Raw genomic sequence first — 17,029 nt, forward strand, 5'->3', positions numbered from 1 at the left:
CGGGAGGCTTCGATTTGCGGAGGGGACGTCCCGTTGGGATACCCGTGCCGCCAGGACACGCGCCTTGGGGCTCTGGCGTCCGGTTTCCCCCCGGCGAAGCGGATGGCGGGCAACCGGACCTGCGGGGCAAGGCGCCATAACACTCCCGACCGCCCGGCGCGACCGTCCCGGGGGTTCTTGGCTTTCCGGCCTTCACGCCGCCAAGCCGCCTAGTCGTCAAGCCGTCAAGCCGCCCCCCTCGCAGCGGTTACACCGATCTCCCAGAAGGAGCGGTTGCTCGGGCTTCGACCCGTGGCGGTACAGGGTCACCCCCTTGAGCCCCAGGCCGTGGGCCTCCCGGAACACCCGGGCCACCACCTCGGGGCCCGCCTCGGGGGGCAGGTTGATCGTCTTCGAGACCGCGTTGTGGGTGTGGACCTGGAAGGCGGCCTGGATGCGCAGGTGGTCCTCCGGTGGGATGTCGAGCGCGGTGGCGAATAGGGCCTTGAGGTCCCGGGGGATCCCCTCCACCTTTGCCAGCGACCCCTCCTCCCGCACCCGGTCGAGCACCGGCCTCGGCTCGATCCCCCGGGACCGCAGGGCCGGCTCCAGGGCCGGATGGACCCCGAAGTCCACGGCCCGGCCCTCGATCCGCCGGGCGTAGGCCAGGCTGAACAGGGGCTCGATGGAGCCCGACACCCCGGCCAGGATCGAGATCGAGCCCGTGGGCGCCACGGTGGTCACCGTGGCGTTTCGCAGGGCCGCGAAACCGCCTCGCTCCCACCGGCTTCCCGGGAACGCCTCGAAACTCCCCCGCTCCCGGCCGAGCTGGGCCGAAGCCTCGACCCCGGCCCGTTCCACCGCGGCCATGATCTCCCGGCCGAGGTTCCGGGCCGCCTCCGAGGCGTACGGGATTCCCAGCCGGACCAGAAGGTCCGCGAATCCCATGACGCCTAGCCCGATCTTCCGGGTTCGTAGTTGGGCCCGGCGGATCGCGGCCACGGGCGGCCGGGAGAGCTCCACACAGTTGTCCAGGAACCGCACGGCCAACCGGGCGGCCCCGGCTAGGGCCTCCCAGTCAAAACCGTTCCCCCTCACAAAGGCCATGAGGTTCAACGACCCCAACGTGCACGACTCGTAGGGCAGGAGCGGTTGCTCCCCGCAGGGGTTCGTGGCCTCCATCGGCCCAAGGGCGGGCACGGGGTTCGCGCGGTTCACGGCGTCGAGGAACACGGCGCCGGGGTCCCCCACCTTCCAGGCCCCTTCGACCATGGCCTCGAACACCTCCCGTGCGGATACCTTGCGCCACACGGCCCCGTCGCGCGGGTTCACCAACGGCCAGTCGCCCCCGGCATCCACCGCGGCCAGGAAGGCGTCGGTCGCCCCCACGCTCAGGTTGAAGTTCTCGAACCCGCCGTCTACTTTGGCCCGGCAAAACGCGAGGATATCGGGGTGGCTCGCGTGGAGCACCGCCATGTTGGCGCCCCGCCGGCGCCCCCCCTGCCGGATCACCCGGGTCGAGGTGTCGAACAACTCCAGAAACGAGAGTGGGCCCGACGCCACCCCACCGGTGGAGCCCACCCGGTCGCCCGCCGGCCGGATCCGGGAGAACGAAAACCCCGTACCACCCCCGCTCTTGTGAATCCGGGCCATGTACCCGAGAGAGGCGTAGATCGAAGCGATGGAGTCTTCGAGGGGCAGCACGAAACAGGCCGCCAACTGCCCCAGCCGGGTGCCGGCGTTCATGAGGGTTGGGGAGTTGGGCAGGAACCGGAGCGAGCGCAGAAGGTCGTGGAACCGTTCGGCCCAGGGCGCCGGGTCCCCCCCCCAGCGCCGCTCGGCACGGGCGATGGCCCGGGCGACTCGCCAAAAGAACCGCTCAGGGTCCTCGGCCAAGCGCCCGTCGGGTGCCCGGCGCAGGTACCGGAGCTCCAGAAGTTCCACCGCCTGGGGTGTCAGCGCGGGATACGCCATGGGTCCCACTCGGTCTCCGGTCTTCGGTCACCGGTCTTCGGTCGCGCCTGCCCCGGGTCCCGTCCGGCCTCCGGAGCCCCAACCCGTCGCCCGAGGCGACGACCTGCCCGTGTGCCCGGCCCGGCACCAACGGGGAAGGCCACGAACCGGACGCGGGCGCCCCCGTGAGGGGAACGCCCGCGGTCTCGCACCTATTTCTTCTTTTTGGTCTTCGCCGCCTGGGCCTTGAGTTCCTTGATCCGGGCCTTGAGCCGCTTCATCCGGCGGTGCCGGCGTCGTTTGATCTCGCGCCTGCGTTCGCTGATCGGCATCGCATCCCACTCCTTTCTTCGTGTGCCACGGTTAGAACTCGATCCCCTTCTGGGCCTTCACCCCCTCGCGGAAGGGGTGCTTGATCTCCCGCATCTCGGTGACGAGGTCCGCGGCCTCGACCACCTCCGGTCTTGCATTTCGTCCCGTGAGAACGAGGTGCACGGTCGGCGGTTTTTCCCGGATCAACTGGAGCACCTCCTCCACGGGCACGAGACCATAGTCCACGGCGTAGTTGATCTCGTCAAGGATCACCATGTCGTACCGGCCGGAAAGGAGCTTTTCCCGGGCGGCCGCCAGGGTCTCCCGGGCCAGGGCCACATCCTGGGGGTCGGGCTCCTTGGCCCCGAGGTTCACGAACCCCCGGCCCATCGGCGTGATCTCGAACCCCGGAAGAAACTCGGGGGCCTTGAGTTCCCCGTACTTCCAGCTGCCCTTGATGAACTGGACCATGGCCACCCGAAGCCCCTGCCCCACGGCCCGGAGCGCCAGGCCCAGGGCCGCAGTGGTTTTCCCCTTGCCGGGCCCCGTGTGCACGATGACCAACCCGCGCCTCGCCATGGGAGTCCCCTAAAAGAGTCCGGGCAGATTGAGCCCCAGGCCGCCGGCCACCTTTCCCATCTCCTCGGCCACCATCTCCTGGGACTTCTTGATTGCCTCGCTCACGGCCGCGACCACGAGGTCCTGGAGCATCTCCACGTCGTCGGGATTGACCACCTCGGGGTCGATGGTGAGGGAAAGGATCTCCTGCTTTCCGTTCACCACGCACCGAACCATGCCGCCCCCGGCCGCGGCCTCGACCGTTTTCTCCGCCAACTCTTCCTGGATCTTCGCCATGCGCCGTTGCATTTCCTGCGCTTGGCGCATCAGATTTCCCAACCCTTTCGCCATACCCGGCTCCTCTCCGTACGAAGGATGTTTCGTTTCCCGCCCAGTCTCCCTATCGTTTTAGCACCTTTACCTCTTCCACGGTGGCATCGAAGATCTCCATGGCGCCCCGTACCAAGGGGTGTTCCAGGGTCTCCTTGCGCACCTGTCGCGCCAGATCGCTCCCCCCAGCCCGCCCCCGCGGCGCCGGTTCGTCGACAACCCAGTCCACCGCCGCGCCCGCCCCCCACACCCTCGCTGCCGCACGGCCCAGGACGTCCGCCTTTGAGCGAAAAAAGAACAACTGCTCCCGGTCGGTGGCGAGGTGCACACGTCGGGCCTCCGGGTCCCACCGCCGAAACCGGGCGTGTTCCCGGAGCACGTTCCACAGCGCGCGGTTGGATTCCCGCACCGCCCCGAGGAACCGCTCCCAGGCGTCCGGGGGAGACGCCGGCGGCCGTTCGGCGGGAACCCCCTCCCCGTCCCCGTCGGGCCCCGGTTCCTCCGCCGCGGGCTTCCGTTCCTCCCCGGAACCGGCCGGGACCCCGCCGGGATCCGGCGCGGCCGACTCCTCCCGCCGGGACGGGCGCGCCGGGGATCCTTCGGTCGTGGGTCGTCGTGCCCGCTCCGTCCGGGCCGGGGCGGACGCCCCCCCTTGGCCCCGTGCCGCCCCCGAGGCCACGTCGGAGATCCGAACCAGGGGCGGCAACAGCGCGAGTTTCAGAAGGGTCATTTCAAGCACGGTCCAGGGCTCGGCCGCAAGCCGCACCCCCTCGACCGACCGCGCCAGCATGTCGAACCGGGCGTGGATCACCTCCCAGGCGTGCCCCTCCACGAGCCTCCCGGCCTCGGCCCGCTCCTCCGGCGGGAGGTCAACGACCCCCTCGGCCTTTTCCACGGCCCGGAGCACCGCCAGGTCCCGGAACAGCTCGAGCAGATCCTGGGCGAGGCGCCCCACGTCGACGCCGACCCGGCGAGCCTCGGCCACGAGACCCAGCACCCCGCCGGCGTCGCGGCCCAAGATCCGCTCGGCCAGGCCGAACAGCAACTCCCGGTCCACGACGCCGAGCACATCGCGTACCGCCTCGTAGCTGATCCGGTCCCCCGCGTAGGCGATGACCTGATCGAGCAGGCTTTGGGCGTCCCGGACGCTTCCGTCCGCCTCCCGGGCGATCGCCGCCAGCGCCGCCGGCTCGGCCTCGATCCCCTCGGCCTTCACCACGTCGCCCAGGAGCCCCATCAACTCCCGCCGGTCCAACCGGCGAAAGTCGAACTGCTGGCACCGGCTCAAAATCGTGGCCGGCACCTTGTGAGGGTCGGTGGTCGCAAACACGAACACCGCGTGCTCCGGGGGCTCCTCCAACGTCTTCAACAAGGCGTTGAAGGCCGCCGTGGAGAGCATGTGGACCTCGTCGATGATGTACACCCGGAACCGCCCCTGCTGCGGCGGGTAGCGCACGGCCTCCCGCAGGCGGCGGACATCGTCCACGCCGGTGTTGGAGGCGCCGTCGATCTCGAGGACGTCGGGGCTGCGGCCCTGGGTGATCTCCACGCAGGAGGGGCACGCGTTGCACGGGTCAGGGGTGGCCCGGGGGCAGTTCAGGGCCTTGGCGAGGATCCGGGCGGCCGAGGTCTTGCCGACGCCTCGGATGCCGGTGAAGAGGTAAGCGTGGGCGATGCGCCCCGCCTTGAGCGCGTTGGTGAGGGCCCGAACGATGTGGGCCTGGCCCCGCAACTCCGCGAACCGCTGGGGCCGCCATTTCCGCGCCAACACCTGATACGCCATGCGGACCATTCCCGTGGGAGGGGCACCTGGAGGGACCGATCCGGTTCCCCACACGCAAAGCGGCGCGGACACCAAGGGCGGCTCGGCGACCTGCGGCACACGAGGCTCCCGGCTACCGCTGCTTCCTTCCGGACCTGACGGGGTTCACCAAGGCCTCGTTGCGCAGGGCCAAGCCGCCCGTGCTGGCCGCGCCGCTCGTTTGGTTGGGAACAAGAAAGAAATGGCGGAGAGGGAGGGATTCGAACCCCCGGTACCCGAAAGGGTACAGTTGATTTCGAGTCAACCGCCTTCGACCACTCGGCCACCTCTCCGCGCCTTCACACCTCCGGATTTCTAGCCGCCCCCGGTCAGTCCCATTCGCTGGCGGGCCCGCGCCGCTCCCGGAAGAACTCCCGCAACAACCGCGCCGCCTCGGCCTCCCGGATGCCGCGCACCACGCGCACCCGGTGGCTTAATCGCGGGTCATCGCTCAGGTCGTAAAGCGACCCGGCGGCCCCGGCCCTCGGGTCGGCCGCCCCGTACGCCACCACGGGTACCCGGGCCTGGAGCACAGCCCCCATGCACATGGGGCATGGCTCCAGCGTCACGACCAGCAGGGCCCGATCGAGGCGCCAGCGCCCCACGCGCCGCGCGGCCTCCCGAAGCGCGAGGCACTCCGCGTGGGCCAGAGGGTCCCCCCACTCCTCGCGCCGGTTGTGGGCCCGGCTCAGCACCTCACCGTCCCACAAGACGACCGCGCCCACCGGCACGTCCCCTTTTCGGGCCGCCTCCCGGGCCTCCTCCAAGGCCAACTCCATGGCCCGGTCGAGGCAGGACTCCGGAAGATACCACTGCTCCTGGATCGTTGCAACGCCCATGGCGAGACTCTACCACGGCTCCTTGCCCCCCGGCCAGGCGGCACAGAGCCCGGCGAACGGCTGGGCGGAGTCCGCGCATGGCGCCCGCCCCGGCCCAGGCACGGTTTGTGCAATTGCCCACAAACCGAGACCCCTGCCACAAGGAGGTGACCATGGCCGCTACCACACCGGAAGAACTCCTCCGCGCCCTTCTCCCCCCCGGGCAGGAATGGGACCGGGCCGTCCCGGCGGAGGTCCTCGAACAGGCACGCCGACACCTCGAGCGTCTCTCCGGGGCCGGGTTCGAAATCGAACCCGGCCGGGCCCTGTTACGAATCCGGAACCCCCACGCCGGGTTCGTGTTCACGGCCCATCTCTCCCAGCGCGACGACCTCGGGGAACGCCGGGAACTCTTCCGGGCCCTTCGCGCCCGGTTTGGTACCCCCGCCGAGCGCTGGTTGCCCTGGCTCTTTGCCGCCTCCCCCCGAGTGGCGGAACCCTACGAGAGCCTGCGGTACCTCCTCGAACTCTGCCAGGAACTGCGGAACCGGTCGCTCGCGGCCTGAAACACGGGGCGCTGCCGCCCGGGCGCGACGACACCGGGGCGCGGATGCCTCCTGGGCGCCCCACGCCATTCCCTTGACCTACCCCGTGGGAGCGGCGACCGTGCCAGGTGCCAGAAGACAGGGGGTTCCTGACATCTGTCCTCCGAATTCTGGCCCCTGATACGGCAGCCGCTGACGCTCAAGGGACCGGAGACCGCCGACCGGTGACCGAGGACCGAAGTTCCTGTTTTCTCCCGCCCACCGGGGCGGTACACTGGCCGTCGACACCTCCCGTCCCGGACATTCACGGTGCGTCTACGAACCGAACGCCGCCTCGTCCTCGCGCTCCTCGCCTGCTCCCTGCTGCCCCTCGCGGTGCTCGGGGGGTTGGCCGCGGCGGGGTTTGCGCGACTTGGGCACGAACTCACGGCGGCGCAGTCGGAACTCCTCGACGCACGCGCCCGACAAACCGCCCTGGGCGCGGCGCTGCGGGCCGCGGACCGGGCGTCGTCCCTGCTCCAGCGTTCGCTTGCCGATCTCCGGTTGCTCGGCCATCTACCGGCCGAGCCCTCCGTGTACCAAGAGTTCTGCCGCACCCACCTGGCCCCGGTGCGCACGGGCTCGGGGCCGGGTTCCCCGGTGATCTGGCCTCCCCTCTACCTCCGGGCAGGGTACCGCGCCGGGGCCGAAGGGTTCGAGGTGGGGCCCTTCGAACCGCCATCTCCGATCGCCATACCGGACTCTCCCACACCCTCGGACACCGGATTTTGGTTCGAGGCGGAAGCGGCATCGTCCGAAACGCCCCGGGGCCTTTCCCGGATCACGGTCTCCTGGACACCGACCCAGGGCGCCCCGGGTCCCGTGGTGTGGGTGGATCTGGATCTTCTGCACCTCGAGAACCTGGTGGCCACCCTGCCCGCGCCCACCTGCCTCGTATTCTTCGACAAGGGGGGCACACCTCACCGGATCGGCCCGCCCCTCCCCGCGGCAGCGCTGTTACAACCGGTCTTCGACCCTTTGACCGACGCCGACGCCGGGCAACTCGGGGTCCGGTGGGTGGATCTGGATGGGACCGCCGCGGCGGCCGTGCCGTTTCGATGGTCCCCCGTGGAGGTGGACGAGGGGGTGCTGGGGTACGCCGTGGCTGCCGTCCCGCCCGTTTCCCGAGCCGCAGAGGTGCGGGCCATGCAGGCGTTGGCGGGGAGGTACGCCCGGGCCGCGGTGCTCCTCACCTTCTTGACGGCCGGGGTCATCACCGCCGTCGCCCTTCTCGTGGCGCGCCGGGCGCTGCGGCCCTGGACGCGGTTGCGCGAGCGGGTTTCGGCCCTCGTGCCCGAGGAACCCGGGGGAACGGATGAGGTCGCGGCCATCGCCGACACCATGGACCGCCTGGCCCAGGAGGTGCAGAGAAGCGCCGGAAGGCTCCAGGAAACCGAGGCGAGGTTCCGGGAGTTCCTGGAGATGACCCCTGACGGCATCGCGGTTCTCGACACCGCGGGAACCGTGCTCCACGCCAACAGCGCGTTTTGCCAGATCCTGCGCCGGCCTCCCGGTCAGGTGCTTGGCCTTTCCCCCCGAGAGATACTGGCCGAACCCCGGGCGTGGCCCGCGGTGGTGGCCCGACTGCGACAGCGTCAGCGGATCCGCAACTACGAACTGCCGCTGCGGCGGGCCGACGGCAAGACGGTAGCGGCCCTGTGGAGCCTTCGGCTCGCTCTCGTCGAAGACCGCGAGCAGGTGGAGGCCGTGGTGCGGGACATCTCGGAGATCAAAGAGGCCCAGGAGCGAGAGCGGGAAAAAACCGAGGATCTCTTCCGGGTCTACGGGGAGCTTCAACGGGCGCGCGAGGTCCTGGAGCGGCTCGAATCGAAGCCCGACGCCCGGGTCCCTCCCGGAGCGACGGACCAGGTGCGCACGGAGTTTCTCCTGCAGATGAGCCACGAACTGCGCACGCCGCTGAACTGCATCATCGGCTACTCCGAGGCGATGATCCAGGGACTCGACGGCCCGCTGACCCCCGATCAGGCCCAGAGCCTGGAACGCATCGCCGAAAGCGGCCGGCGGCTCCTGCGGCTCATCGAAAACATCCTCGACCTCTCCCGTCTCGAGTCCGGCCGGGTCAGCATCGCCCCCTGCCCGGTGGACGTCAAGGCCGTGGCAGAGGCCGTGCTCCACCAAGCCCGGGCCCTCGTGGGCGGGCGCCCCGTCCGGCTGTCGCTCGAGGCCCCGGCGGGCACCCCCCGGGCCTGGGCCGATCCGGACCGGCTCGCCCAGATCCTGTTCAACCTCGTCGGGAACGCCGCGAAGTTTACTCCCCACGGGGAAATCCGGGTGAGCGTCCGGGAAGCCGGCCCCGGCCATCTGGAGGTGACGGTGGCCGACACCGGGCCCGGCATCCCGGCCGAGGAACGGGAACGGATCTTTGAAAAGTTCGCCCGGGGAAAGAACGCCGGAACCGAGGGGGCGGGGCTCGGACTCGCCATCTGCCGGGAGCTCGTGGAGCGGATGGGGGGGACGATCTGGGTGGAGAGCGAACCCGGCAGGGGCAGCGTGTTCGGGTTCACCCTGCCCACCACACGGGAGGCGTTTGACCTCGACCGCGACGCCTCCGTATGATCGGCCGCCCGATCCCCGGAGGCGAACCTTCCCATGCAAATCGACCCTAACCGGCTCATCTACAACCCCGCGCTTCGCACCGACCGGCGAGTGCTCGTCACCGGCGGCGCGGGGTTCCTCGGCTCCCACCTGTGCGAGGCCCTTCTCCGGCGCGGCAAGGAGGTGCTGTGCCTCGACAACTTCTTCACGGGCCGAAAGCAGAACATCACCCACCTCCTGGGCCACCCCGGGTTTGAGCTCCTGCGCCACGACATCACCCACCCGGTGTTCGTGGAGGTGGACCAGATCTACAACCTGGCCTGCCCGGCCTCCCCGGTCCACTACCAGTACAACCCGGTGAAGACCATCAAGACCAGCGTGCTCGGGGCGATCCACACCCTGGGGCTTGCCAAACGGGTCAAGGCCCGGATCCTCCAGGCCTCCACCAGCGAGGTGTACGGGAACCCCACGGTGCACCCCCAGCCCGAGACCTACTGGGGCCACGTGAACCCCATCGGCGTGCGGAGCTGCTACGACGAGGGCAAGCGGGCCGCCGAGTGCCTGTTCATGGACTACCACCGCCAAAACGGGGTGGACGTGCGGATCGCCCGGATCTTCAACACCTACGGCCCCCGCATGCTCCCGGACGACGGCCGGGTGGTGTCGAACTTCGTCGTCCAGGCCCTACGGGGGCTTCCCCTCACGGTGTACGGCGACGGGTCCCAGACCCGGAGCTTTTGCTACGTGGACGACCTGGTGGAGGGACTCGTGCGCCTGATGGAGCGGGACGGGTTCACGGGGCCGGTCAATCTGGGAAACCCGGAGGAGTTCACCATTTTGGAACTGGCCGAACTCGTGCGGGAGATGACCGGGTCGCGCTCCGAGATCCGGTTCCTCCCGCTCCCGGCCGACGATCCCGTGCAGCGCCGGCCCGACATCGCGCTGGCCCGGGAGAAACTCGGGTGGGAACCCAAGGTGCCGCTCCGGGAGGGGCTCCGGCGGACGATCGACTACTTCGACGACTGGCTCCGGGACAACCCGGTGGAAAGGACGCCGTCCCATGTCTGAAGCCGTGTTGGTGGCCGGGGGGGCCGGGTATATCGGCTCCCACGTGGCCAAGCTCCTGGCCCAGAGGGGGTTTCACCCCGTGGTGGTCGACAACCTGGAACGGGGGCACCGATGGGCCGCCCGGTGGGGCACGTTCGTGGAGGCCGACCTGGCCGACCGCGAGGCGGTGCAGGCCGTGCTCCTGGAGCACCGGATCCGGGCCGTGATGCATTTCGCGGCCTACGCCTACGTGGCCGAGTCGGTCCGGGATCCCGGCCCCTACTACCGCAACAACGTGGCCACCACGCTCGCGCTTCTGGAGACGATGAAGGAGGTGGAAAGCGAGTTCTTCATCTTCTCGTCCACCTGCGCCACCTACGGCGAACCCGAGCGGGTCCCGATCCCCGAGGACCACCCCCAGCGCCCCATCAACCCGTACGGCCGCACCAAGCTCATGGTCGAGCAGATGCTCACCGACTTCGAAACGGCCTACGGCATGCGCCACGTGAACCTGCGGTACTTCAACGCGGCCGGCGCCGACCCCGACGGCGAGATCGGCGAGGCCCACGACCCGGAAACCCATCTCATTCCCCTGGTGCTCGAGGTGGCCCTGGGCGGGCGGCCCCACATCGCCGTGTTCGGCACCGACTACCCCACCCCCGACGGCACCTGCATCCGCGACTACATCCACGTGACGGACCTGGCCGAGGCCCACGTGCTCGCCCTCGAGCACCTACTCGGGGGCGGGGAGAGCCGGTCGTACAACCTGGGGAACGGCCGGGGGTACTCGGTGCGGGAGGTGATCGAGGAGGCCCGGCGGGTCACGGGCCGGGAGATCCCCGTCCTGGAGGCCCGCCGCCGGTGGGGGGACCCGGCGGTGCTCGTGGGATCGAGCGAGAAGATCCGGCGGGAACTGGGCTGGGAACCCCGGTACCCGGGGCTCGACGTGATCTTGGAGACGGCGTGGAACTGGCACCGCAAGGGTCCGCCGGCCGACCGGTAAAGCCGCGGCGGATCTCGGCCGATCCGTACCCCAGGCCCCGGCTCCCCATGTCCGCCGGGGCGGGAGGATCGGCCATGCTGCGGGAATACCGAACCATCCGAAACCGGTACGACGACGTGCTCGCGGGGGTCTCGGACTACCAGATGTTCCGGGACATCCGCGCGCTTCTGCGCTACATCGAGTTCCTCCACGAGCAGCTCGCCCAGTACATGCTGCTCGTGCGGGCGGGGCTCGCGGACGAGGGGGCGGAGGAGCTGGTGAACTAGCCCGCGGGGGCTCGCCCGCCGGGAACCAGCACCGAAAACCCGGTGGAGGGGTCCAGCCGGCGCCGGGCCGAGCTCCCCTCGATCTCGAGGAGGACCACCTCCCCCAGTTCCCAGACCTCCACCCCCAGCCGGACACACCCGGTCACGGTGCGGCCCGACCGGCCGAGGGCCGCGTGCATGTGGAGCCGGGGCGCACCCTCGTCGTCGGGGAAGATCGTGCCCACGGCCGCCGCCTCGTGCACGCCGTCGAGCCCCGCCACCATGGGCACGACGGGCCGGGCGTACCCGGTCTCGGGCCCCACCACGACCCGCCCCGCCCCTGCGCCGCCGACCATCCAGCACACGCCCCGTTGGACGCCGGCCTCGGCGCAGAACCGCTCGATCGCCTCGGGCAGGCGGTCGCCGTCCTCCAGGCGCAGCACGAACACCCGCCCGGCTCGCGCCTCTTCTGCCTTCATGGCTCGCTCCTCTGGTCTTCGGTCCACGGTCTACGGCCCCGTCATTCCCCGGCCCGTTTGAGCTCCTCCAGCATCTGGCCCGCGTCGAACGCCCAGGGGCCCTTCTCCTTGGCGGCCAGGGCCTCCTCCAAAAGCGCCCGGGCCCGGGTCCGGTCCCCGAGCTTCGCCAGGGTCGCCCCCAGGTGGTAGGCCACCTCGGGATGGTCCGGCAAGCGCTTCCGGGCCGCCTCGAACTGGCGCCGGGCCCGCTCGTAGGCGCCCTGCCGGTAGAGCACCCACCCCAGGGTGTCGGCGGTGAACGGGTTGTCGGGGGCCTCCTCGGCTGCGATCTCCGCCAACCGCAGCGCCTCGGGCAGGGTCTCGTCGCGTTCGGCCAGGATCATGGCCCGGTTGTTGGCCGCCACCGGATGGCGGGGCGCGAGGGCGAGGATCTTGCGGTAGAGCGCTTCGGCCTTCTCCTTTTCGCCCGTGCCGTCCCGGATCGTCGCGAGCAGGAGGAGGCTCGAGACCCGGTCGGGCTCCCCCCGCAGCGCCTCCTCGAGCGCCGCCACCGCCTCCTCCACCCGCCCCTGCGCCATCCGAAGCCGCGCCAGGAGTTCCCGGGTTTCGGCCCAGGAGGGGTCGGCCGCGAGGCTCCGCTTGAGGTACGCCTCGGCCGCGTCGGGTTCGCCCCGGCTCGTGGCGTGAACGGCCAGGGCGTTGAGAACGCGCGGCACCTCCCCGTTTTCCCGCAGGAACGCCTCCCCCACCTCGCGGACCCGGTCGTGGCGGCCCAACCGGTCGAGCAAGGCCATCTCCCTCAGAACCGGCTCCACCTCGGCCGGGGCCCGGGACCGGAGCTCCTCGTACACCCCCAGCGCCTCCTCCCCCCGGCCCTGGGCCTCCAGGCTCTGGGCCAACCGCAGCAAAAGCCTGGGGTCCCCGGGTTTCGTCTTCAAGAGCGCCCGGAACTCGGCCTCCGCTCCCTTGGCGTCGCCCTCCAGGAGGAGCGCGGTGGCCCGGATCTCCCGGGCTACCGGATCTCCGGTTCGGACCTTGAGCACCCGTTCGGCCGCCTCTCGCGCCTCCCGGGGGTCCCGGAGCTCCAGGGCCACCTTCGCCAGGTCGAGGTTTGCGAAGTAGTGGTTCGGCACCTCGGCGACCACCCGCCGGTAGGCCTCCCGGGCCTCCTCCCAGCGGCGCTCCATGGCGTAGGCCTTGCCCAGAAAGAGGTTGCCGTTCACCGAGTCGGGCGCCTCGGCCACCAGGGCCTCCAGCGCCTCGCGCGCCTCGGCCACCCGCCCGCGGGCGAGATCGAGCCGGGCGGCCAGAAGCCGCACGTTGCGGTCCGAAGGGGCCTTCTCCCGAAGCTTCCCGATCAGGGGCTCGGCCCGGTCGGGCTCGTTCGCCAGGAGGTACACGTTCGCAAGCCGAAGGAGCACCGTCGGGTCCTCCGGCGCGAGCGTCTGGAGCTCCTCCAGGGTCTGGCGAGCCCGGCCGAGATCCCCGGTGACCGAATAGAACCCGGCCAGGGCGGCGAGCGCCCGGCGGCGGGCCTCGGGATCCTCACCGGCCTCGTCCAGGGCGGCCTGCAACACGGCCTCCGCGCCCTCCCGGTCGCCCCGGCGCAGCCGGTACACGGCCACCGCCTCGAGGAGGTCGGGATTCCCCTCCGCGAGGTTTCGCACCTCCTCCATGAGGGCGTCGGCCTCCTCGGTCCGCTTCCGGCTCGCCAGGAGGTTCGCGAGCGCCACCCGAAGGCGCGCCGAAGGCGGCACCCGATCGAGCCCCCGCCGCAGGAAGCGCTCCGCGCCCTCCGGGTCCTTCGCGGCCAGCCGGATCCGGGCCGCCTCAACCCACAGGGCCTCCTCGTCCGGGTTCTTCTCCAGTGCCTTCTCCAGCGCCCCGGTGGCCTCGTCCCACTTCTTCTGGCTGGCCCGCGCCCGGCCCAAAACGACCCAGGGCTCGAACCGGTCGGGCAGGAACTCCGCGGCCTTGGCCGCGTGCTCCTCCGCGTCCGCGAACCGGCGCCCGGCCAGATAGAACCCGGCCACCCGAAGCCGGGCCTCGCCGTCCGACGGATCGAGGCTCACAACCTCCCGGAACTCCCGGAACGCGGCCGCGCCGTCCCCCCGGGCCAGGTACACCTCGGCCAGGGCCCGGTGCGCCGGGGCGCTCGCGGGGTCGGCCTGCACCGCCGCGCGCAGCTCGATCTCCGCCTCGGCGAGCTTTCCCTCGGCCCGGTACGCCTCGGCCCGCCGCAGGTGCTCGGCCGCCCGGTCGGCATCGGCCGCGCCCGCCACCGTCGCCGCACACACCGCCGCGAAAACCCACACGAACCCCACCCATTTCCCTTGACGTCGGAGGAGATCTCGGATACTCATTGGCGACCTCGATCACTCAACAACCAAAAGGAGCGCCCCATGTCTTGGAAACCCGAAACCCTGGCCGTTCACGCCGGGCAGTCGCCCGACCCGACCACAGGGAGCCGTGCCGTCCCCATCTACCAGACCACGAGTTACGTGTTCAAGAACGCCGAACACGCGGCGAATCTGTTCGCCCTCAAGGAGTTCGGGAACATCTACACCCGGATCATGAACCCCACCACCGAGGTGTTCGAGCAGCGGATGGCGGCCCTGGAGGGCGGCACCGGCGCGCTCGCCGTGGCCTCGGGCCAGGCGGCCGAGACCCTGGCCCTCTCCTGCATCGTGGAGGCGGGGTACGAGATCGTGGCCTCGACGAGCCTCTACGGGGGCACCTACACCCTGCTCCACTACACCCTGCCCAAACTCGGCATCCGGGTCCGGTTCGTCGACCCTAGGGATCCCGAAAACTTCCGGCGGGCCATCACCGAGAAGACCCGGGCCGTGTACGCCGAGGCCGTGGGGAACCCCAAGCTGGACACCCTCGACATCGAGGCGGTGGCCGCCATCGCCCACGAGGCGGGAATCCCCCTGGTGGTGGACAACACCATGCCCACGGCCTACCTCCTCCGGCCCCTGGACCACGGGGCCGACGTGGTCATCGCCTCGGCTACGAAGTTCGTGGGGGGGCACGGGACCTCCATCGGCGGCGTCATCGTGGACGGCGGCCGGTTCGACTGGGGCAACGGCAAATTCCCCCACTTCTCGGAACCCGACCCGAGCTACCACGGGCTCAACTTCTGGGAAACCTTCGGCGACTTCCCCGGGCTCGGAAACGTCGCGTTCATCATCAAGTGCCGCGTGCAGTGGCTCCGGGACACCGGGGCGTGCCTGAGCCCGTTCAACGCGTTCTTGTTCCTCCAGGGGCTCGAAACCCTGCATCTGCGGATGGAGCGCCACTCCCAAAACGCCATGGCCGTGGCCCGGTTCCTGGAATCCCACCCGCTGGTGAACTGGGTGAGCTACCCCGGGCTCGAAAGCCATCCCGCCCACGAGCTCGCCAAAAAGTACCACTACCGGGGGCTCTACGGCGCGATCCTCGGGTTCGGCATCCGGGGCGGGCTCGAGGCCGGGAAGCGGTTCATCGACAACCTCAAGCTCTTCAGCCACCTGGCGAACATCGGGGACGCCAAGAGCCTCGCGATCCACCCGGCCTCCACCACCCACTCCCAGCTCACGCCGGAGGAGCAGGAGGCCGCCGGGGTGAGCCCGGATTTCATCCGGCTCTCGGTGGGCATCGAGCACATCGACGACATTCTGGAGGATCTGGACCAGGCGCTCCGGGCCGCGGCCTCGTAAACCTCGGTCGCCGTCCCTCCGTCCGCGGGCGCTCGCCCGCCAAACGAAAGCGGCGGCCCGGGAACGCGATCCCGGGCCGCCGTTATTTGTCCGGAAGACTCCCGGCCGGTTGACCTAGAGCCTGCGCTTCACGTCGGCCAGGGCCTGGAGCTTCAGTTCCTCGGCCTCCACGAAGAGCCGGGCCCGCTCCCGCACGAGCATCTCCTTGAACGACGCCGTCTTGATCGAGGGCAGGTTGATGTCAACGCTCAGCATCGCGGCCCGCAGCGCCGCCTCGGCGATGTAGGCACCCACGCCCACGTCGGAGATGGCGCCCTTGTTCCCCACCGGCGCGAGCTTCGCCGCCATCTTGAGGATCTCCAGGCACACCTTGCAGATCTCCAGGGGCACCTGGGAGGCGTTCTGGGCCGCCTTCTCCATGGCCTCATCCTTGGCCTTGTGCTGCTCCTCGGTGTCGGTGGGCATCCGCCAGGCCTTCATGAAGATCTCGAAGGCCTCCATGTCACGGGCGGTCAGGGTTTTCAGGTCCTCGATCGCCTTGGCGCAGCCGTCGGCGACCTCCTTGGCGAGGTCCTGGACCTCCTCGTACCCCTTCTTCCCGAGGGTCAAGTTCGCCACCATGCTCACCATGGCCGCGGCGTTCGCCGCCACCACCGCGCTCACGCTTCCCCCGCCCGGGGTCGGGCTCTTGCTCGCGGCCTCGGCCAGGTACTCGTTTAGGCTCTTCGCGTAGATGGACATGGCTCCTCCCCTCCGTTGTTAGGACAGGCCCTTCTGGAGCTTCAGGGCCTTGATGGTATTCGAAAGGATGATCGTGGTGGTCAGGCTCCCCACCCCGCCGGGCACCGGGGTGATGGCGCTCGCCACTTCCTTGGCGGCCTCGAAATCCACGTCGCCCGTGATCGAACCGTCGGGCTTCTCGTTGATCGCCGCGTCGATCACCACGGCGCCCGGCGCGATCATGTCGGCCTTGATGAGATGGTCCGGGCCCGCCCCCGCGGCGGCCACCAGGATCTCGGCCCACCGGCACGCGCCGGCGAGGTCCTTGGTGCGGGAGTGGCACACCGTGACCGTGGCGTCCCGGCCCTTCTGGAGAAGGAGCATGGCCAGGGGCCGGCCCACCGTGTCGCCCCGGCCTACCACCGTGACCCGGCGGCCCTTGAGCTCCACCCCCGAACGCTGGATGAGCTCGATGCACGAAAGCGGGGTCGCCGGCACGAGCGCCAGGTCCTCCTGGCCCCCGAGCACGTAGCCGCGGTTAACCGCGGTCACCCCGTCCACGTCCTTGGCCGGGGTGATCGCGTTCATCACCTTGGCCTTGTCGATGTGGCCGGGAAGCGGCAACTCCACCAGGATGCCGTGGACGTCCGGATCGGCGTTGAGCTTCTCCACCAAGGCCACCACCTCGGCCTCGGGGGTGTCGGCGGCCAGCTCGTTCACCTCCACCACCACCCCGACCTTCTCCCCGGTTTTCACCTTGTTGCGGGCGTACCAGACGCTCCCGGGGTCGTCCCCCACCAGCACGACCGAGAGCTTCGGCACGATCCCCTTGGCCTTAAGGGCCTCCACCTCGCGGGCGAGCTCTCCCCGGATCTCCTCGGCGATGGGGCCTCCCTTGATGATCTTTGCGGCCATGGCTTCCTCCCTTCTTCGGAAAAACTCC

Annotated in this window: 15 protein-coding genes, 1 tRNA gene and 1 other RNA gene; 6 read left to right on the forward strand and 11 right to left on the reverse strand. The window is 70.2% G+C overall.

The annotated features are described in order from the left end of the window. Positions 1-216: 216 nt before the first annotated feature. The 7 genes from ACY0I8_RS00775 to ACY0I8_RS00805 all read right to left on the reverse strand — a co-directional run bounded on the left by ACY0I8_RS00775 (position 217) and on the right by ACY0I8_RS00805 (position 5,772). Entirely contained in the window at positions 217-1,953 is a 1,737-nt protein-coding gene (locus ACY0I8_RS00775) for an adenosylcobalamin-dependent ribonucleoside-diphosphate reductase (protein WP_461393167.1), read from the reverse strand. Between the two features lie 342 nt (positions 1,954-2,295). Then, positions 2,296-2,823 carry a cob(I)yrinic acid a,c-diamide adenosyltransferase gene (gene cobO, locus ACY0I8_RS00780; protein ID WP_461393168.1) on the reverse strand — a complete coding sequence of 176 codons (528 nt, stop codon included), beginning with the start codon at positions 2,821-2,823 and terminating at the stop codon, positions 2,296-2,298. A 9-nt stretch (positions 2,824-2,832) separates the two neighbouring features. Beyond that, the gene (locus tag ACY0I8_RS00785) at positions 2,833-3,153 is read right to left on the reverse strand and encodes a YbaB/EbfC family nucleoid-associated protein (protein WP_459942237.1); all 321 of its coding nucleotides are present in this window, start codon (positions 3,151-3,153) and stop codon (positions 2,833-2,835) included. Positions 3,154-3,202: 49 nt separating this feature from the next. Next, entirely contained in the window at positions 3,203-4,915 is a 1,713-nt protein-coding gene (dnaX, locus tag ACY0I8_RS00790; RefSeq protein WP_461393169.1) for a DNA polymerase III subunit gamma/tau, read from the reverse strand. Positions 4,916-4,991: 76 nt separating this feature from the next. Then, positions 4,992-5,090: signal recognition particle sRNA small type (gene ffs / locus ACY0I8_RS00795), an RNA gene on the reverse strand. A gap of 46 nt (positions 5,091-5,136) precedes the next feature. Continuing rightward, positions 5,137-5,226, reverse strand: a tRNA-Ser gene (locus tag ACY0I8_RS00800). A 36-nt stretch (positions 5,227-5,262) separates the two neighbouring features. Further along, positions 5,263-5,772, reverse strand: coding sequence for a nucleoside deaminase (locus ACY0I8_RS00805; protein ID WP_461393170.1), 510 nt, complete (start codon positions 5,770-5,772; stop codon positions 5,263-5,265). A 152-nt stretch (positions 5,773-5,924) separates the two neighbouring features. Here ACY0I8_RS00805 and ACY0I8_RS00810 point away from each other — a divergent pair, with 152 nt between their 5' ends. The 5 genes from ACY0I8_RS00810 to ACY0I8_RS00830 all read left to right on the forward strand — a co-directional run bounded on the left by ACY0I8_RS00810 (position 5,925) and on the right by ACY0I8_RS00830 (position 11,207). Further along, complete coding sequence (locus tag ACY0I8_RS00810; RefSeq protein WP_461393171.1) at positions 5,925-6,317, forward strand: hypothetical protein; 393 nt, start codon at positions 5,925-5,927, stop codon at positions 6,315-6,317. 288 nt (positions 6,318-6,605) lie between these two features. Continuing rightward, the gene (locus tag ACY0I8_RS00815) at positions 6,606-8,912 is read left to right on the forward strand and encodes a sensor histidine kinase (RefSeq protein WP_461393172.1); all 2,307 of its coding nucleotides are present in this window, start codon (positions 6,606-6,608) and stop codon (positions 8,910-8,912) included. A gap of 33 nt (positions 8,913-8,945) precedes the next feature. Then, positions 8,946-9,959 (forward strand): UDP-glucuronic acid decarboxylase family protein, encoded by a 1,014-nt coding sequence (locus ACY0I8_RS00820; protein WP_461393173.1) that lies wholly within the window; start codon positions 8,946-8,948, stop codon positions 9,957-9,959. Further along, positions 9,952-10,941 carry a UDP-glucose 4-epimerase GalE gene (gene galE / locus ACY0I8_RS00825; RefSeq protein ID WP_461393174.1) on the forward strand — a complete coding sequence of 330 codons (990 nt, stop codon included), beginning with the start codon at positions 9,952-9,954 and terminating at the stop codon, positions 10,939-10,941. The genes ACY0I8_RS00820 and galE overlap by 8 nt, the downstream gene beginning before the upstream one ends. 74 nt (positions 10,942-11,015) lie before the next feature. Beyond that, positions 11,016-11,207: a hypothetical protein gene (locus ACY0I8_RS00830; RefSeq protein WP_459942244.1), complete on the forward strand. Its 192-nt coding sequence runs from the start codon at positions 11,016-11,018 to the stop codon at positions 11,205-11,207. Here the strand turns inward: ACY0I8_RS00830 and ACY0I8_RS00835 are convergent. After that, a complete protein-coding gene (locus ACY0I8_RS00835) occupies positions 11,204-11,665 on the reverse strand; it encodes a PPC domain-containing DNA-binding protein (protein WP_461393175.1) in 462 nt (153 codons plus the stop codon). The two genes, ACY0I8_RS00830 and ACY0I8_RS00835, sit on opposite strands and share 4 nt — an antisense overlap. Positions 11,666-11,706: 41 nt before the next feature. Beyond that, positions 11,707-14,028: a tetratricopeptide repeat protein gene (locus tag ACY0I8_RS00840; protein WP_461393176.1), complete on the reverse strand. Its 2,322-nt coding sequence runs from the start codon at positions 14,026-14,028 to the stop codon at positions 11,707-11,709. 39 nt (positions 14,029-14,067) lie between these two features. Between ACY0I8_RS00840 and ACY0I8_RS00845 the strand changes: the two genes are divergently transcribed. After that, entirely contained in the window at positions 14,068-15,366 is a 1,299-nt protein-coding gene (locus ACY0I8_RS00845; protein ID WP_461393177.1) for a homocysteine synthase, read from the forward strand. Between the two features lie 114 nt (positions 15,367-15,480). On the opposite strand, the gene ACY0I8_RS00850 is transcribed toward ACY0I8_RS00845, so the two are convergent. Both ACY0I8_RS00850 and ACY0I8_RS00855 read right to left on the reverse strand, forming a co-directional pair. Further along, positions 15,481-16,107, reverse strand: coding sequence for a cyclodeaminase/cyclohydrolase family protein (locus ACY0I8_RS00850; protein WP_461393178.1), 627 nt, complete (start codon positions 16,105-16,107; stop codon positions 15,481-15,483). 18 nt (positions 16,108-16,125) lie between these two features. Further along, the gene (locus ACY0I8_RS00855; RefSeq protein WP_461393179.1) at positions 16,126-17,001 is read right to left on the reverse strand and encodes a bifunctional 5,10-methylenetetrahydrofolate dehydrogenase/5,10-methenyltetrahydrofolate cyclohydrolase; all 876 of its coding nucleotides are present in this window, start codon (positions 16,999-17,001) and stop codon (positions 16,126-16,128) included. Positions 17,002-17,029 lie beyond the last annotated feature (28 nt).

The organism is Deferrisoma sp. (genome assembly GCF_054681715.1).

Excerpts from the sequence above, each read along its gene's own strand:
- ACY0I8_RS00845 (WP_461393177.1), top strand. The coding sequence starts at position 14,068 with ATGTCTTGGAAACCCGAAACCCTGGCCGTTCACGCCGGGCAGTCGCCC.
- ACY0I8_RS00810 (WP_461393171.1), top strand. The coding sequence starts at position 5,925 with ATGGCCGCTACCACACCGGAAGAACTCCTCCGCGCCCTTCTCCCCCCC.
- ACY0I8_RS00835 (WP_461393175.1), bottom strand. The coding sequence starts at position 11,665 with ATGAAGGCAGAAGAGGCGCGAGCCGGGCGGGTGTTCGTGCTGCGCCTG.
- ACY0I8_RS00775 (WP_461393167.1), bottom strand. The coding sequence starts at position 1,953 with ATGGCGTATCCCGCGCTGACACCCCAGGCGGTGGAACTTCTGGAGCTC.
- ACY0I8_RS00805 (WP_461393170.1), bottom strand. The coding sequence starts at position 5,772 with ATGGGCGTTGCAACGATCCAGGAGCAGTGGTATCTTCCGGAGTCCTGC.
- ACY0I8_RS00855 (WP_461393179.1), bottom strand. The coding sequence starts at position 17,001 with ATGGCCGCAAAGATCATCAAGGGAGGCCCCATCGCCGAGGAGATCCGG.
- ACY0I8_RS00840 (WP_461393176.1), bottom strand. The coding sequence starts at position 14,028 with ATGAGTATCCGAGATCTCCTCCGACGTCAAGGGAAATGGGTGGGGTTC.
- dnaX (WP_461393169.1), bottom strand. The coding sequence starts at position 4,915 with ATGGCGTATCAGGTGTTGGCGCGGAAATGGCGGCCCCAGCGGTTCGCG.
- ACY0I8_RS00830 (WP_459942244.1), top strand. The coding sequence starts at position 11,016 with ATGCTGCGGGAATACCGAACCATCCGAAACCGGTACGACGACGTGCTC.
- ACY0I8_RS00820 (WP_461393173.1), top strand. The coding sequence starts at position 8,946 with ATGCAAATCGACCCTAACCGGCTCATCTACAACCCCGCGCTTCGCACC.
- cobO (WP_461393168.1), bottom strand. The coding sequence starts at position 2,823 with ATGGCGAGGCGCGGGTTGGTCATCGTGCACACGGGGCCCGGCAAGGGG.
- ACY0I8_RS00850 (WP_461393178.1), bottom strand. The coding sequence starts at position 16,107 with ATGTCCATCTACGCGAAGAGCCTAAACGAGTACCTGGCCGAGGCCGCG.
- galE (WP_461393174.1), top strand. The coding sequence starts at position 9,952 with ATGTCTGAAGCCGTGTTGGTGGCCGGGGGGGCCGGGTATATCGGCTCC.
- ACY0I8_RS00785 (WP_459942237.1), bottom strand. The coding sequence starts at position 3,153 with ATGGCGAAAGGGTTGGGAAATCTGATGCGCCAAGCGCAGGAAATGCAA.